Here is a 17,120-nt window from a genome sequence, read left to right on the forward strand (position 1 = left end):
ATGAAACCGAAACTTATTATCGGTATTGTGGCTATTGTCGGGTTTACCTCTCTATTGATGTACAACTTTGGCAACAGCATCAGCACCTATGTGAATTTTGAACAAGCTTCTGGCATGGAAGGAGCCCATGTAGTGGGTACCTGGGACGATTCTCAGCAGTATGGTTTTTCCATGGAATCTAAACAGTTTTCATTTTATATGAAGGATCAGGAGGGTAATACGCGGCGTGTGGTCTACCCTAAGAGTAAACCCAACAATTTTGAGCAGGCAGAGAAGCTGGTTGTAATTGGAGAGATGGAAGACGGTGTGTTTTATGCCAACGAGATGCTAATGAAGTGCCCCTCGAAATATAACAACGCTGACGCTGCTGAATTTGAAAAGGCCAACACTTCTAAAAGTTCCTGATTGATGATTGAGACGTTTGGTAAACTTTTTGTCAATGCATCATTTGTATGTACCATTCTAGCTGTCATTGGTTATTTTATATATTCCCGCAATAATCGCAATACTTACTTTCGAGTATCAAACTGGCTGTTTGGCATCCAGGGAATATTCTTGTTGGTAGCCTCTGGGTTTTTGCTGTACATCATACTGACCCATCAGTTCAACTTTTATTACGTTTACAATTATACCAGTAGCGACCTGCAGCTCAAATACCTGATTTCTGCCTTCTGGGGCGGTCAAGAGGGTAGTTTTATGCTGTGGGTTTTATTTTCCACCATACTTGGTCTGGGGCTTATGAAATGGACTGACGAGCCGTATCGCGGTCCTGTACTCTTTTTCCTGGCGCTTACCCAAGTGTTTTTATTGTCAATGGTATCCGGCATCTCATTTGGTGACTTTACGCTCGGAGCATCACCCTTCCGGTCATTGGCCGAAGCCATGCCCAACGCACCTTTTTTGCAATCCAATCCCGATTTTGTTCCGCAAGATGGTAAAGGGTTGAACGATCTGCTTAAAAGTCCCTGGATGATGATTCATCCGCCCATCTTGTTTGTAGGATTTTCAATGATGACAATTCCGTACTGCTTTGCCATGGCTGCCCTTTGGAAGCGGAAATATCATGAGTGGGTTAATCCCGCACTGCCATGGACGCTCGGTGCAAACGTAGCACTGTTAACGGCGATCTTTCTCGGTGGATACTGGGCATATGTCACGCTTTCATTTGGCGGTTATTGGGCATGGGATCCGGTAGAAAATGCCTCTTTTGTACCATGGCTGCTGGGCACAGCGGGAATTCATACCATGATTATCCAGCGCAAGAGTTCAACTTCCCAGAAAGCCTCAATCATCTTTGCCATACTGGCCTATGTAGCTGTCGTCTATGAGACGTTTTTGACGCGTTCGGGCGTGCTTTCGGATGCATCGGTACACAGCTTCGTTGACCTGGGGCTGTATAATCAGCTGGTAATATTCATGGTAGCCGTGACGGCTATCGGACTTGGGTTGTTTTTCTATCGTTACAAAGATTTACCTTCCCAGGAAAAAGAATCGAAACTGCTGAGCAGAGAATTTATGACCTTTGCCGGGGCTATGGTCCTGTTTCTACTGGGACTGGTAATTATCTTGGGGACAAGTTCTCCCATTATCGGCCGACTTTTTGTAGAAAATCCCACTCCGCCGGAGGTTAGTTTTTATAACGAGTGGACGATGCCACTGGGGATGATTGCGGCTGTACTGACTGTATTGGGACAGTACCTCTTTTGGAAACGTCAGGATGCTGAATCATTAGCTTATGAACTTACCTGGCCGGTAGCTGTAAGCTGTGTAGTTGCACTGGCATCAATCATCATAGGGGATGTTAAAAATATTTATTATATGGTGTATCTGCTTACGGCGTGGTTTGCGCTTATCGGCAACGGCGTAATAATGGTTCGTCTTATCAAGAAGAATAGCTTACTTATAGGCGGAGCATTATCGCATGTGGGCTTTGCTGTTCTGTTGCTTGGTATTCTTGCATCTTCGGCCTATAACACGAACTTGCTTGACGAGTCAATGGAAAAATACAACGCCGCCATTGAACAGGGCAAAGTGACGGACGAGCAAGGTTTTAAGAAAACACAGAAAGTTAATTTTTTGGAGCTGAAACTTAATCAGCCCAAAATTATTGGTGATAAATATAAAGTAACATACCAGGGATATACGCTAAAAAACCAGGAACGTTCGGGGCAACAAGAGTATCAGATAAAGTTTGAGCCCGCCGACGGTAACGGTAAGCAATTTACATTACATCCGCAGGTATATCCTATGCTTTCTGCTTCTTCGCGATCAAATATTCAATGGTCGGTTGATCCGGATGTACGTGCTGGATTATTCAGTGATACCTATCTGTATGTATCGGGTAGCTCATATGTAGAGCGTAAAAATGAGCAGGCTAAAGAAAATGCTCCTCAAACAAAGCCTGATTCAACTGCACAAGAAGATTCGGTGGCGACACAAAAAATATCGGTTGGTAAGGGTCAAACCATTGCTATTGGTCATCTGGACCTGAAATTCCATGATTACAGTAAGGCCACTGATGCCGAATTACAGGATAGTACGGCCGTAGCGGTACGCGCCAACCTGGAGGTTTGGGAGCGCGGTAGTGACAATTCCGTTAATCTGAAGCCGATGTTCTCGGTCTATAGCAAAAACGGTGAAAACTGGACGTATGCACCGCCGGTTGCTGTTCCCGGCTATAAAGATGCAACGATACAGTTTTCGAGCATTGATCCATCCAACGGTGAGATTGAGCTTACCGTGCGCGGTATTGACGAAAAAGTACAGCAGGAATGGGTGCTGCTGGTGGCCGAAGAAAAACCATTTATTTCGGTAGTATGGCTGGGTACATTTTTGTTGATGGCTGGATTTAGCGTTTCCATTTTCCGACATTGGAACAGAGAACGCAAGGAATATTAAGGGTTAAAGAATACATAACAACCTGATGTCATCCTGAACCTGAGCCGCGAAGCTTTAGCGTAGTGGTACTTACTTTCAGGATATTCATAACCTGGTTGAAATTTGGAGCTGGAAAAAGACCATGGAAAAATTCTCAAAAGGAAGATTCATTTTTTGTCAGTCCATTTACCTTTGCCAATTTTAGTTAAACGTAATGAAGTTACTGCTTTCACTTTTACTTTTCTTATCGGTATTTGCAGTGAAGGTGGTTTCTCAACCCATGTCGGAAACTGAAGAAGCAATACCCGATCCTAAAGTAGCCTTTCTAAAATCAATGGCCGTACCCGGTTGGGGGCATCACTATGTGGATAAGTCGAATTGGCGCAGGGGCAAATTTCATTTAGGTGCCGACGCAGTTCTGCTATTGAGTTATTTGGGATTAAGGATCCACTCCAACAATGTGCAGCAGAACTGGTATTCTTATGGCAGTACCAATGCCGGGGTTCCTATCGAGGGACGCAGTCGTCGTTTTCAGCTGGCGGTGGGGGATTTTAATAGCCTCCGAGCTTACAACGATTTTCAGGCTCGCAACCGAAACTGGAATAAGCTTTTTAAAGATCGCCCCGCAAATCGCTGGCAGTGGGCTAATGATGAAGCCCGATCTCAATATAGTAGCCTGCGAAATCGTTTTGAGCGGATAGATCGGCAGCTGCCGGCTTTGTTAGGACTGATGGCTCTTAACCGTGTAATAAGCGGTATCAGCGCATTTAACCGTGCAAAGAAAAAAGCTGATCAGCTGTCCCAAAGTATGGTTTATGTAACGCCATATCGTTACAGCCAGGGTATTATGGCTAATTTTCAAATCCGTTTTTGATTATGCCGCGATTTAAAATGCTGATTGAGTTTAAGGGTACCAACTACTGCGGATGGCAAAAGCAGCCCAACAATGTAACCGTCGAAGAAGAAATAGAATCAGCACTCTCCCAAATTTTGCAGACACCTATTGATATCATAGGGCAGGGGCGCACCGACAGCGGAGTGCATGCCGAGGGACAGGTCGCTCATTTTGATTATCCCGGACAGTTAGATGCTGACCGGTTGCTATTTGGATTGCTTGGTGTGTTGCCGCACGATATCGCGGTTTGGGATTTAGAAGAGGTAGATGCCGATTTTCACGCTCGTTTTGATGCTCTTTCGCGGCGGTATCGATACCAAATTGCACTGCGCCCGATGCCGCTGTTGCGCTCCACTTCGCTGATGGTGCTTGAGGATTTGAACCTGGATGCCATGCGCCGGTGTGCTGAAGTAATTACAGGCACGCATAACTTTGACAGCTTTACCAAGCCGGATAATGAAAATCCCGATTCTACTTGCGAAATTTTGCAATCCGGTTTTAGGTTAGATGGCTCACTTCTTACTTATGTTATTGAAGCTAATCGCTTTGTCCGCCATATGGTTCGGCGGCTGGTAGGCACTATGCTGCAGGTAGGCAAGGGTAAAAAAACAGTAGCTTATTTTACCGATTTAATTGCGTCTCCAAGCAAAGATAAAAATGCGCACGGCTCCGCTGCAAAGGGATTGATTTTAGAGGCAGTCGATTATGGAAACGACCAAAAAAGTTCTTGACTTATCTAGGGGTAAACTGTTATATTTGTCTTCTGTTAAAAGCGATTCGCGAATTACATAATCCTCGGTAGCTCAGCGGCAGAGCAATCGGCTGTTAACCGATCGGTCGTAGGTTCGAATCCTACCCGGGGAGCCATTAAAAGACGAAGTGCGAACTGGAAGTGACTTTTCACTACCAGATTCGCACTTTTCTATTTTAGGCCACTCTGCTTCCAGCTTTTTGTCAGCGATATATTCTACTTCAATCATGCCGGTCTTATCTCTATCTACGTTGGAGGTAACCCTTCGCACTAATGCTTTAATGTGATCTTCGCGCTTATCAGGATCGCCATTTTCCCACTCCTCAATGAAATGCTTGAGAATTTTTTGGTACGATTTCGTGTCAATGGTTTTTTGATCGGACAGTCGCTTTTTCTCGCTTGTACAAAATTCTAACTCATCCTCGTGCTCTTCTTTTTTGAGTGCCAAATTTTCGAGCTGTTCTAAAAGAATCTCTTCTGAACGGTCTCCGGCGTCTTTGGTCAAGAGTTTCTTCGTCTTTGTAATATCTTTTGAGGTCGATTTAATCTGTTGATTCAGGCGCTTAATTTTCTTCTCCAATTTTTCAATTTGAGACTCCCCTTCAAACTTGGATCGCTTCTTTACAGCTTTTAGAATCTCAGGCTCTTCAAAAAGTAGCTTGAAGGTATTGAACACGAAATTATCAAGAGAGGGGACAGACAAAGGTTTTGGAGCATGGCCTTTGGTATTACCTTCGCGATTCTTTTTCAGGCACTTGTAGTAGTAATATTTCTTGCCGCTGGATTTTTTTGTACTCGTCGTTGTTAGGCTACTATCACAAAGCCCACATTCTGCAACACTTGTTAAAACGGCGGGCGTATCTGTCTTATCATATTTCTTAGGTTTGATCCGGTTACTTTCCAATACTTCTTGAGCCTTATCGAACGTTTCCTGTTCAATAATTGGATCGTGCTTGCCTTCAAACACATCGTCATTGTGTTCAATTTTCCCTAAGTAAACCTGAGACTTTAAGATTCGAAGTATTTGTCTTGATTCGTATTTATCACCTCCACGAGGTTCACCCTTACTGGTGACCCAATCTTTGGTCGTGTAACCATCTTTGTTTAAAGATTGTGCAACCTTGGTAGAAGACTTGAGTTCAAAATAGCGGTTGTATACTTCTTTGACTTCTTCTGCTTCCTTCTCATTTATCTGGAGAACTTTTTTATCTCCTACATCATATCCCAGGGGAGGGTATCCACCTTGCCAACGGCCCTGTTTGGCTGATTCCAACATTTTTTCTTTGGTACGCTGGGAGTTCATATCTCTTTCGAATTCAGCAAATACTAAAAGTAATCGTTGAAGCGCTTTGCCAGCGGGCGTTGAGGTGTCAATCTGTTGCGTAACTACAGCAATATTCACGCCGTGCTCATCTAGTTCTGATACAAGTTTCAGGAAGTCATGCAGGCTTCGAGATACGCGGTCCAACTTGGTTACTACCAGAAGATCAAATTCACCGTCTTTGGCATCTTTTTGCAGACGTTTGATACCAGGTCTTTTAAGATCTTTGCCCGATTTCATATCCTTGTAAATTTCATGGATTTCGTAATCCTTAGATTCTATCTGATTTCTGTTATTGATCCATGCTTTACATTGACTCTCCTGACCATCTAACGAGCTGAAATCATTTTCTGATTGCTCAACGGTCGATACCCGGATGTAGATGGCTACTTTTTTCTTTTTAGTCTTCTTGGCCATAGGATAGCGTTCTTTGGATTTTGTAAAATACTAATAACGCATTTTTTGAGGTCAAATTCACGGTGATATGGTGGACCCACAGATCAGTAGGAGAGAGGGGGATTCATGAGAACTTTTAAAATCCGTCTGGAACCAGATCCAGCTGATTAATACTCTCGTTGACGTACTCCAAGTTTTCATGGACATCCAAGACTTCTTTGTAATCCCAGAGCTTTAGCTTGTCTCGTAGACCCGTTACACCCTCAGCATGATCTTTGATCTTTTCCAGTTGTTTCCTGTCAGATACAGCCACCACACCCTGAACGGCAGGATTATTTAACGACTTCAACAGGTTCACAATCAGGCTATCAATACTTCCCTTGGTCTGCACTTCGAATACATATATTACGCGCCCCATATTGCCAATAGTGGATTCCCAGACGGTATCTACCTGCGAACCGGCTGCTATTCTACGTTCAATATTTGCATTAAAGCCTAACCACTGACCGATATTGCGAATTTTGTCTCGAATATCATTATGGATAAAATCCGAGGCATCATCTTCCAGGCTTTCTTCTTCGGCGTCTGACTGAGATTTCTTTCCGGAATTAGCTAACACTTCTTCTACCTGTAGCTCATGCCAGATGAAGTAATCGACCATCAGCATAGAATCATCCTCAAAGCCTGCCTTTCTTAGTTCCTGGGCAATATCTTTTTCAATCTCACAAAGCTCTTTGTACTTCTCACCGTCTAATTGATAGTCATACTTGGGCAAGCCATCCACACCCAAATAATTAAGACCTACCTCTGCCCGGCGATTCCAGACGATGTATTTGTTGGGATGGGTTTTACAAAGAATCTCACTGATCATGGCTGGCCCCATCCCCTTAATATTCTTGCGGAATCGATCCCAGCGGCCTTCGATGGGCTTATTAGACCACAACAGTTCTACCAGCTCTTCCTTGAGATATTCCAGGCCATTATCTTCTACTAGATTATCTGTGACATACCGTTTATTGCCCCAGATCTGCATGGCCCAAAGCGGGGAGATATATTCGTACAGATCCTCTCCGTCCATGCTTCGAATTTTTTCCTGATCATACCCCTGGTATTTGGCAATATGCTCTTGGCGCTCGGACCAATCTTCTTGAAATTGCTCGGAATTATCGGCTTTCTCTTGTTGGTAGTTCTGGATGTGTTTTTGGAGTAATTTCTTATTCATTTTATAATTTCCTATCATTAATTTTTTCTAAATGAGTTGCAATAAAATCTCTCTTCTTACTTAAATAGTGTTCATTAATTTGTTCAACTTTTTCATTATAGCCTGATTCTTTCAAAACTTGTACTATATGTTTGATATGCTCTTTATCATAGTCTGGTGTGCAATTACTAAGCATTGAAATATAAATTTTGGCTATAGAATCAGGATTTTCATTCACTAGTCTTGATAGTTCTTCTACTAAATAGGGAGCATTATAATTTAGGCAAGCAAAGGGAGCACTTTGTAATAGATATTGTTCACTTTTATCATTAATACCTTCAAGATAGGTAGCCCAATAATTGAGGTTAGATAATGTTTTTTTGAGCGGCTTATCTTGTAATTTTTCGTATAGTGTATCCCAAAGTTCTAAAACTTTTGCTTTTAGTTCGTCATCTAATTTTTCTCGAAGAGTCCAAATAAACCAAGTTAGTTTTGCCAGTTCTTCATCATTCCATCTTTTTATTAATGATGATATTGCATCTGACTCTTCGGCTCTAAAATAATTTAGACCGGCAAACTCAAGTAGCCGTTTCTTACTTTCAAATTTAAGTTTTTCTTCATCTAAAGCCTTGGTAAAATGATTAGCCTCAACTAAGTACTCAAAAATACTATGTAAATATTTTGAGTAACTGTATCCATTAATTGCTGCTTTCCAATTTACTTCGTTTGCCGTGGAAAATATTTTATCAAGATTCTTCTCTACCCAATCTTCACTTAGATAAATAACATTAGGTAAATACCTTGTAATTAATGCATGAAACTCAAAGTTGTTATTTTCTAAATTTGCTAATTCAGCATTATAATAGCTTTTGAGATCATCCCATGCTTCTCGATGATTTCCTTTTGATTTGTCTTCTAAACGACATTTTCGTAAGGAATAATTTATAAGAGCCTCTACGGCATGCCCCTTGTTATTATTTATAGCTCTATTCACTTCATCTGAAGTGGATAAATTCTCATCATCTTCAGTATCAATATTAGTTAATAAATTATCCAGGGTATCATCAATGATTGGCAATAAGTCCTCTTGAAATGCATGGTCATCAGATTTAGTCCCCTCTGTAATATATTTGCAAATAGCTCTGATAGTTATTGAATGTCCCTTTTCATAAAGGTCTGTTCTTGTCTCTGTTATTTGTAAACAAGCATTTAGTGATTTTTTTAAATTATATGTCATCTCTTCATTCCATAGTGAAGAGAAAGCTTTTATTAACTGGCTTAAGTAAAGATCTTTAAGCTTTATAATGTCATCTAAATTGGAGGTAAATTTATTAGGATTAGATTTTATGCTTTTGAATAATTCATTTGCTAAACCACGTTTATTGGGGCCTTTCCAGTTTCTCTTATCTTCTTCGAACTCATTTAGTAGTTCAACTAATTTTTTAGCTTCATAGGTAATAAGATCTTGGGCAGAAATTGGACTCTTATCTTCAACAAATCCTGACTCCATATATGAGGAAAAGTCTGGATGAGATGGTTCTTTTCCCAAAACCTCATAGCATTCTTTATATAAACGAGCGGCATCTGAATTATTTGAATCTTTAATAGCAGATAGCCACTTTATCTTATTATATGCGATTTGCTCTAATTTATATTCATCATCTGTGTAATCATCAATAGATGATATTATATCAATGACATTATTTTGTGAATCTTCCTCTAAGTCCGAGAAATGTTCTTGAAGAAACCGGTATACCTCATGTTGATATTTATAATTGAAGTAATCTTCTTGTAGAAATTTATGGGTTAACTCATGTAACTGATCCCAATTTTGAGTTACTTGATGAATAGCGATTCTTTTAAAAGTGATACGCTCTGATTCAAATAAAGCATCTATATGCTTTTTAACCTTTTCTACATCCCCAGATTCTAATAACTCTGTTAGAAAGTCACGAATTGATGCAATTAATAAATTCTTAGCTTTTTGAAACCCAACTTCATTTTGTTCGTGATCCTCTATCGCTGGTCGCCAAATATTTGAATAAAGGTCCTCATCGGACTTATCAAATATAAAATCTAATTTGGTCTCTAAAGTTTTAACGGCATCTAATCCTAACTTTGCAAGATCCTCTAAATTATTTTCCAATACTTTTTTAACTTGATAATCATCACCAAGAAAAGAGAACTTTTCCGCTTGATACTTGGATTCTTCATTTGCTTTTATCTCAACTAATAATTCGAATAAAGAATGCGCTGTATCTTTGCGATCAGAATCTATTAGGTTGATTAACAGGTTATTACCTAACTCATCAACTATTAAACCATTATCAAAAGTATCTTCAAACCATTTACTAATAATTTCTTCTATAAACTCTTTTTTAATGTACAAGGGAGGAATATTAGAAAGAATCTGTGCAAAGTACCACCACGTTCTAAAATTCCTTTTTAATGGAACTTTCTCGTAAGTTTCTAAAGTAACTGCTTTTATAAAATCTAAGTATTTTCCTATATACTCATCATTCTCTGCTTCAGATAGTTGACTAGATGTTTTAAGTAGATATTTAAGGACATCCCATGTCGGTATGCTATAAAACCCTTCTTTGTCTCCCGGTACAGGTTCTGGATTTCTTTCGGGATCTAAGAACCCTCTTTTTTGTAGCTCATCAAACCATTTTAAACCTTCTATTCGTTCAAAGGTATAGAACTGAAGTTTTTCATCCTCCTCAAGTAAGTCTAATAGTTTTATTTGCTTTTCTGTTAATTCACTCATCTTGTATTGCCTCATTTGCAAATCTTATCTTTTTAGAAGTAGGAGTCGTTTCTGAGTTAATTTTAACCCCCCATTTGGCCATTATGTCCTCTAATGCTGAGTAATGCTTTTGATCCAATGAATACAATAGCATTTCAATATTAAAATTTTCGGAATAGTATTTTTTAAGTTGAGCATAGGTATTTTTTTCATGACTAAAACAACCCTGCAGCCAAAATCTGGTTCTTTGTTGTGTTCTAGAATCTTCAGATGAATCTTCCGACTTTGCAAGTATATATTCCAATAACTCAAGCTCCTGCAATCCATAACCAACAAAAAGGATCGTGAAAAAACCGTCAAATAACATCTCTAAGAAATCCCGAATCCCACTTTTCAAGTCATTATCGTAATAATAATGGTTTAAATAATCTTCTGTAGTTATGACAAGTTTTTCTGTACTTTCGCTTGAAAAACTACCATGAAGATGAACGACCGTATTAGGCTCAGAAAATGAGTCCGAATTAATATTGGAAGGATTGTAGATAATATTTTTATCAATAATTTTTCTTTCTCTTGCTTCATCCTGTGATTCAAAAGGCTTATGTATTGGTTGGTCTAAGTAATCATCATAGTTTGTAGTAACAAAATGTGAACCAATACCCAGCAGATGTTCATAAATTTTGCTTTCAGTAGAGTCTTTTTCAGAGGGCATAACTGATTTTTTATAATCAATTTCTACTCCTTCTTCTTCAGCCAAAGATCTCGCTATAGACAATCTTTTACGGGGATCTAGATTACTCAATTGGTCAATAAACGCGTAATCAATTATTTCTTTCTTTCTAAGTTGATTTAATACATTATCAGCAAATTGATTCCAATTTGCGGCGCCCATACTTATAGAGGGACCTGTACCTATAAATAATACTAAGCGATTATCTTTTGCTGCCTCAATTATCTCAGTGGGTGGTTCAGGTATGTTTTCAAGTTTCGAAGCCATATACACTAACCTATACTCTCTTCTATTATAGCAATTTCCTCTTCACTAAGTCCATAAAGCTCATACACAAGCTGGTCTATTTCCTCTTCCAGCTTGCTAGTATCAGCATCAGAGTCTTCCTTTTTGGCGGTGAGGATTTGATCTACTAAAGATTCAAACTTAGACTGCAAAGTATCATTTAAAATGATCGGTATATTTTTTAAATATTTATATATGAGCTGATAGCCATTACGAATTTGAGTACAGTAATTAGAAATCAAAAACCATCCTAATTTTGAATTCAATATGGCTAAAAGCTGTTTATCTGTTTCTGAAACAAACCAAACAGCACTATTGCATATATGACCATCTAAGTCTAATGTAAAAGCTGGGTTTACTTGGAATTTTAGATAGAGAAGTTTAGGTGATTTAAACTCTTCAAAATAATCACAGGGTCTTAGTTCCCACCAATATTTGCCTTGATCATATCGTTTTTTAGCATCATCAGCGTATGGTTTTAAATGATTAGCTACTCCTGGATATGATTCTTTAAGCCAAACCCATTTATCTTCTACATTTTCTGTTGTCTTTTCATCCGTCCATCCACTTGGCATAAAAATTATATACTGGGACGAATTTAAATGAGAATATTTTCCAACATCCTTGCCTCTCAAATAGGGAAATATTACTTCTTCACTTTTGCGATCCTCGTTTAAAATTTCATTCCTTTTTTCTTCATTAATCACAAAAGCATCATCCAGCCCAGAAATCACACCACGAAATATATTACCGTCAACTATCTCCTCAAGCTTCTGCGCTTTATTTTCAATTTTACTAAGAAATTCTTGTTTACTTTTACCAATTAGAGACCAAGTCTCTTTTTTTAATTTGTTTTGATCAACAACAAATCTTTCGTTGGTAATCAACTTTTCAAGATCATCAAATTTAAGGTTCTCTACTTCTGTAGCTATAAAATCTTGATTCACTTTACTTTTTGTTATTTGTAACAGACAGGGATATGCTGTGGCTTCTTGGAATACAGGTAGATCACCAAAATCAATAATTGATTTAATTTGATACTGTTGTATCCATGTTCGGAGGGGCTGGCCATAACTAGCTCGCATCCATTTATTAGATACGATGTAATGGAAATACCCGCCATTTTTTAGAATTGTTAATCCCCTTTGAACAAAATATTGATATAAATCAGCATACCCGCTGTAGACCTGATAATTTTCTTTTAAATAAGGTTTAATTTCTTTCAGTAATTCCTGTCGTATATATGGCGGGTTCCCAATCACCGCATCAAAACCGGTAAAGTTCCCGTCCTCATCCAGTACTTCGGGAAACTCAAATCGCCATTCAAACGCCTGATCGTAAAAGGTAGCGCTTTCCAGCTCGTCCAATTCCTCTTCAAGCTTTCCAATTTTCTTCTTCGTCTTTTTGATCTTTTTCTGCTCCTTTTTGCTCTTCTTTTCGCCTTCAAAAAGGTCCAGCTTGGCCTCTTTTTTAATCAGGATTTCGCGCTGTTTCTTTAGTTTCTGTCGGACGGGGTGCAGTTCTTTGAGCCCTACGGAGAAACTTTCCTTAATAGAGCTGATCTGCTCTTTCAGCGCCCGTTTGTCCTCACCGTCACCGGTTTCCTTGTAGCTGCGGACTGCCTGCTTGTATTCCTCAATCGTCAGATCATCATTGTTGGCCAGAATCTGGGAAAGGTCCGCATCCAGGTCAAAACGGCTGACCAGCGAGTTCCCCTGCTTAATATTGATGTCTATATTCGGCAATACTTCTAAGGCCTGGAAGTCGGTATCCTTGCGGTAGTAGGCGTGCTTGAGCAGCTCAATCCAGAGGCGCAGCCGGCAGATATTGACTGAGTTGGGATTGATATCCACCCCAAACAGGCAGTTTTCAATAAGAATATTTTTCTCCCGAAAGAGAGCCTTTTGCAGGCGCTGGGTGTCGCTGCCTACGCTGCGCTCAACGCGGCCATTTTCTTTAAACTCTGAGGTCACCCGGTATTCGAAAAAGGGATCGGACCCCCATGCAATACTCAGCTCGTCGTTATCCACGCTGATATCCACATCCCGAAAGCGATGGTTATCCTCGTCTACAAAAATGCGGAGGTCGTTTTTTATAGCGATCAGCTCGTTCAGGGCCGAAACCAAAAAGTGACCGGATCCGACGGCCGGATCACAAATGGTGATGCTGTTTACAATCTCGTTGGCTTCCGGATAGGGGACTTCATATCGGGCAATTTTATCAGCTACCTCCTCAACGGACTTACAGTCCCAGTCCTCGTAGGCTTCATTAAATTTTTGCACGACCGCCCGACGTATGGTTTCGCTACACATGTATTCGGTGATATAGCCAGGGGTGAAAAAGGAACCATCTTTGTACCCGTTAATCTTCTCGAAGATGCGTCCCAGCACCGAAGCGTTAATCAGGGTTTTGGCTTCTTTCTGTACTTCGGCCGTACCTTCCGTATTGAAGTTATACGCATCGAGGAATCGCAGCAGGTATTCGAGGGTGGAGAGAGATTTGCCTTTCAACTGTTGGCCGTCCTTGTCGGTGATTTTACTTCGATTGTGCACCGGCATTTGAAGGCTGTCTTCCAATGCAGAAATCGCTAGCGCATCGCCCTCAATATCTGACACATCAAACAAAGAGCTATTCAAATAAGGAATATGTCCAAAGTGTCTGTTGATGCGATCCGAACGCTCATCATACTTTCGAGCCAAGACCTGGAAGAACAGTTTATTAAGTTCGTCGTACTCTTCAATATCCTCATGGCTCAGAAAACGAAATCGATCCTCCTCTTTGTGATATTTATAAAGCTGAGCTTCCAGCAGTTTTAGAAACAGGATGCGGTTAATCCAGGTAATCAGCAGCTGGATCGCCACATTGAATACCTGCTCTTCTTCACTGTCGCCAAACTCTGACTTGTTGGACATCCGAGACAATACGCTCATGCTTTTGAGCTGGGTGATCGTATTCTCGATGAGGGAGGCATGCTGGCGGTTTTCCTCATCCAGCCGGGTAATGTAGTGGGTGCCTTTTTCTTTGTACTCTTTGAGCCCCATGATGTAGAGCAATTCCCGATAAAAGCCTTTATTCAGCTCATTGCTGTCGCTGGCAAAGGGTTCTTTAAGCAGATGCGTAGGCGTAAACAGTTTAAAAAGTGGAACCAACTTTTTCTGCTCATCGCGACTCAGTTCTTTTTTATCCAGCAGCTTGCGATAATTTTGGATATCAACCTGTGCAGCTTTGATGCTAACATCGAGGTCTTCGATAAACTCCGATAGGTGATCATACACAAACTGGGTACCCGAGCTTACTTTCTGTCCCTTTTTCCATTCTTGATACCAGTCTCGTAGCTTTTTAGAATTATAGAAATATCGCTCGTAATCTTGGGCATCAAAGATAAACCAATTATAAACATCAGTAACAATAACATACTTAATATCTTCATTCCCGTTATCGATGCGTTCCCGCAGGTAATAGAAGATAGACTGTTGAAATCCCTTCTTATTAACGTCCTCTTTAGTAATCATCTGGGAACGATTTGAAGGCCGTTTAGCCTCAATAATAACCCCTACATCCGACTTCTTGGATTCGCCATTATAAATAGCCAGATCTTGATCCTTCTTGGTGTTGATGTAATACTTTTCCTCAAAATTAGTGTTGTTGAGAAACGGTTTAATCAACCCCTTGAGATGTTCTTCGGATTCTCCATCTTCCACAGCATCATCTGCTTGGTTTAGTAGTTTTAGCAGTCGCTGCCGAAAGGATTCAAATTCGGTTTCGGTAATCGTCTCTTGAAGGAAAGCGTTATCAACGGCTTTTCGTGCGGTAATCGTCTCTATTTGCATGCTTTACTTGTTAACTAACCAACTTTTTGTTTGATCTCATTCTAAGGACTGGAAGGGGAACAAGCAAAAAAGGAAATGCTTATCTGGAAAGGGGAGATATTTGTTTAGATCTAGAACTTCATTTTCTTTTAACTGTAGTTCACGTTTAAAACTAATGAGAAAAAGGGATACGGAATAACCCGCATCCCTTTTCATACTCCTACTCGATCTTCTTCCTAAATTTCTTTGGCTTCGTCTACAGAAGCTTTCTTATAGGGAGTTAATAACTTCTTCAAGTTATTGGCAGCTTTCCTGGCTCTGCGACCAGCAGCTTTATTATCCTTTTGATCGAAGTCTTCGTGATTCTCTACTAACTTTTCCCACTCTTCTTTCATTTGATTGAAGAGACTAGCTGTGCTTTCATCCATAATTATGTTTTGTTTATTTGTTTTAAGTAGATGGTCAAAATAAATATATACGAAAAGATAAGTAGAGTATGCAAATATGAAACTTTCAAAAAGTTGATAATTGGATAATAGAAATGAACTCTAAAATCTTAACCTAAAAGAGAAGGAGGGAGGTCCTTCTCTTTATATGCACTATAGTATTCCCTTCGCCCGCAGTGACACATAGCCATCAGCGGTGAGAATGATGTGGTCGTCCAGGGTAATGCCCAGCATATCACCAGATTTCTTAATCCGCTCGGTCAGACTTTTGTCGGCCTTCGATGGATTCAGATTTCCACTGGGATGATTATGCGCTACGATAATTGAGGTTGCTGTTGCTAGCAATGCCACCTGAAATATCGCTGAGGGGTCCACGATTGTTGCTGAACTACCGCCCAGGCTTACCTTACTCCAGCCAATGCAGCGTTTACTAGTATTTAGCAAGAGCACCACAAATTCCTCCTTCAGCTGGATATGACCCTCGTTCCAAACTTCCCGCAGTACCTCCACGGCTTCATCCGGACTTGTAACCTGCGGAAAAGTCTGGGGAGATTTCTCGGTTTTATAGGACAGCTTCACTTCGGCTAGGGCCGGTGAGGTTTCAATGACTCGGTGTTCTGAATTATTCATTCCTATGATACCCCTGTCTGTTTTTGGGTTAGGATTTAATTTAGTTCGGGTCTGGTTCCAAGTACGGCGTTGCCGTGGGCATAGTCCGGTAGCTCATCATTGTAGATTACCGATAAGATGCCCGGAAAATGCGTCTCCATTTCATCGAAGGCCATACCGAGGCTTACATTCAGCTGGTAGCGGATATGACTGTTATCCTCCGCTGGGTCATAGCGCAAACTGCTTTTATACGCTAGTGTCCCATCGCTGAAGTCCAGCATGATATTGCCCTCGTAGCAATGGAAATTGGCCCGAGCGATATACTCTGCAATCTCGCCTCTCTTCGGCGGTGGTACTTTGATGGGAGCATTGAGCAACAATGTCACATTCTGATACTCACTGGATATGATAATCGTCAGTCGAAATGTTCCGCTTTCGAGTTCAAATTCTGTGAAGTACAGCACGTCGCCATCTTCATCATACTGCTTGCTAGCTGGTATTCCAGCTTCTTGCAGGTACTCATCTATTAGGTTTTCCATGGCTGTCATTTTTAAAGGGTTGAAAGAAATAAGTAAGGGAGCCTCGATTGGCTCCCTCTGTGAATTGGATGATCAACGGTCTTTAATCCGCGTGTAATTGCCAGACCCCTTGAAAATATGATCGTCATTAGGCGGCATGATGCTATCGACCCGAACGTAATTATCATGTTGGGTTAGAAGCAGCATGCAAGCTTGGCCTATGATCTTCTCAAGATTAAAACCCTGAGAAAGCTCGTCATCGGAAAAGGGTTGCCCGCGCCAACGCTGAAGCTCTGCTCGGAGATTGCTCTTCGGATGCAGGCTTTTGGTGAAGACACTGGATAGAATAAAGTGCTCTCCTTCGCTGTTGGTTGCCTGAAGCTCAAAAATTAGACTCAGCTCGTGCCGTTCCCCAAACTTGTTCTGCTGAATCCCCCTATCCCACACATCCATACAACATGCGGGTTGAAGCCCGGTCGGGGCCAGTTCTTTTTGTTTGGATTTGGGTTTGATAACTAATGAATTGTCCATAG

Annotated in this window: 12 protein-coding genes, 1 tRNA gene and 1 pseudogene; 5 read left to right on the forward strand and 9 right to left on the reverse strand. The window is 40.6% G+C overall.

The genetic code is table 11. The features are described 5' to 3' along the window. From LX73_RS00700 to LX73_RS00720, 5 genes are all read left to right on the forward strand, one after another. Entirely contained in the window at positions 1–405 is a 405-nt protein-coding gene (locus tag LX73_RS00700) for a cytochrome c maturation protein CcmE domain-containing protein (protein ID WP_148897546.1), read from the forward strand. A gap of 3 nt (positions 406–408) precedes the next feature. Continuing rightward, positions 409–2,898 (forward strand): heme lyase CcmF/NrfE family subunit, encoded by a 2,490-nt coding sequence (locus tag LX73_RS00705; RefSeq protein ID WP_148897547.1) that lies wholly within the window; start codon positions 409–411, stop codon positions 2,896–2,898. A gap of 193 nt (positions 2,899–3,091) precedes the next feature. Then, positions 3,092–3,751, forward strand: coding sequence for a hypothetical protein (locus LX73_RS00710; protein WP_148897548.1), 660 nt, complete (start codon positions 3,092–3,094; stop codon positions 3,749–3,751). Positions 3,752–3,753: 2 nt separating this feature from the next. Next, complete coding sequence (truA, locus tag LX73_RS00715) at positions 3,754–4,503, forward strand: tRNA pseudouridine(38-40) synthase TruA (protein ID WP_148897549.1); 750 nt, start codon at positions 3,754–3,756, stop codon at positions 4,501–4,503. A 61-nt stretch (positions 4,504–4,564) separates the two neighbouring features. Further along, positions 4,565–4,639, forward strand: a tRNA-Asn gene (locus tag LX73_RS00720). Positions 4,640–5,199: 560 nt separating this feature from the next. Here the strand turns inward: LX73_RS00720 and LX73_RS13245 are convergent. The 9 genes and pseudogenes from LX73_RS13245 to LX73_RS00770 form a co-directional block, all read right to left on the reverse strand. After that, a pseudogene (locus LX73_RS13245) lies at positions 5,200–6,261 on the reverse strand (recombinase family protein); the annotation flags it as partial. Between the two features lie 115 nt (positions 6,262–6,376). Next, a complete protein-coding gene (locus tag LX73_RS00735; RefSeq protein ID WP_211359333.1) occupies positions 6,377–7,462 on the reverse strand; it encodes a hypothetical protein in 1,086 nt (361 codons plus the stop codon). A gap of 1 nt (position 7,463) precedes the next feature. Continuing rightward, entirely contained in the window at positions 7,464–10,211 is a 2,748-nt protein-coding gene (locus LX73_RS00740) for a hypothetical protein (RefSeq protein WP_148897550.1), read from the reverse strand. After that, complete coding sequence (locus LX73_RS00745) at positions 10,204–11,187, reverse strand: SIR2 family protein (RefSeq protein WP_148897551.1); 984 nt, start codon at positions 11,185–11,187, stop codon at positions 10,204–10,206. Before LX73_RS00745 ends, LX73_RS00740 begins: the two co-directional genes overlap by 8 nt. Before the next feature lie 5 nt (positions 11,188–11,192). Beyond that, a complete protein-coding gene (locus LX73_RS00750) occupies positions 11,193–15,035 on the reverse strand; it encodes a type IIG restriction enzyme/methyltransferase (protein ID WP_148897552.1) in 3,843 nt (1,280 codons plus the stop codon). 215 nt (positions 15,036–15,250) lie between these two features. Next, on the reverse strand, positions 15,251–15,442 hold the full coding sequence (locus LX73_RS00755) for a histone H1 (RefSeq protein ID WP_148897553.1): 192 nt from the start codon (positions 15,440–15,442) through the stop codon (positions 15,251–15,253). 171 nt (positions 15,443–15,613) lie between these two features. Next, the gene (locus LX73_RS00760; protein ID WP_170245537.1) at positions 15,614–16,039 is read right to left on the reverse strand and encodes a JAB domain-containing protein; all 426 of its coding nucleotides are present in this window, start codon (positions 16,037–16,039) and stop codon (positions 15,614–15,616) included. Between the two features lie 86 nt (positions 16,040–16,125). Further along, positions 16,126–16,608, reverse strand: a complete 483-nt coding sequence (locus LX73_RS00765; RefSeq protein ID WP_170245538.1) for a YbjN domain-containing protein — start codon at positions 16,606–16,608, stop codon at positions 16,126–16,128. A 72-nt stretch (positions 16,609–16,680) separates the two neighbouring features. Then, on the reverse strand, positions 16,681–17,118 hold the full coding sequence (locus LX73_RS00770) for a phage replication initiation protein, NGO0469 family (RefSeq protein ID WP_148897556.1): 438 nt from the start codon (positions 17,116–17,118) through the stop codon (positions 16,681–16,683). Positions 17,119–17,120: the final 2 nt, after the last annotated feature.

Origin of the sequence: Fodinibius salinus (genome assembly GCF_008124865.1) — a bacterium.
In the GTDB taxonomy this organism is placed as follows: domain Bacteria; phylum Bacteroidota; class Rhodothermia; order Balneolales; family Balneolaceae; genus Fodinibius; species Fodinibius salinus.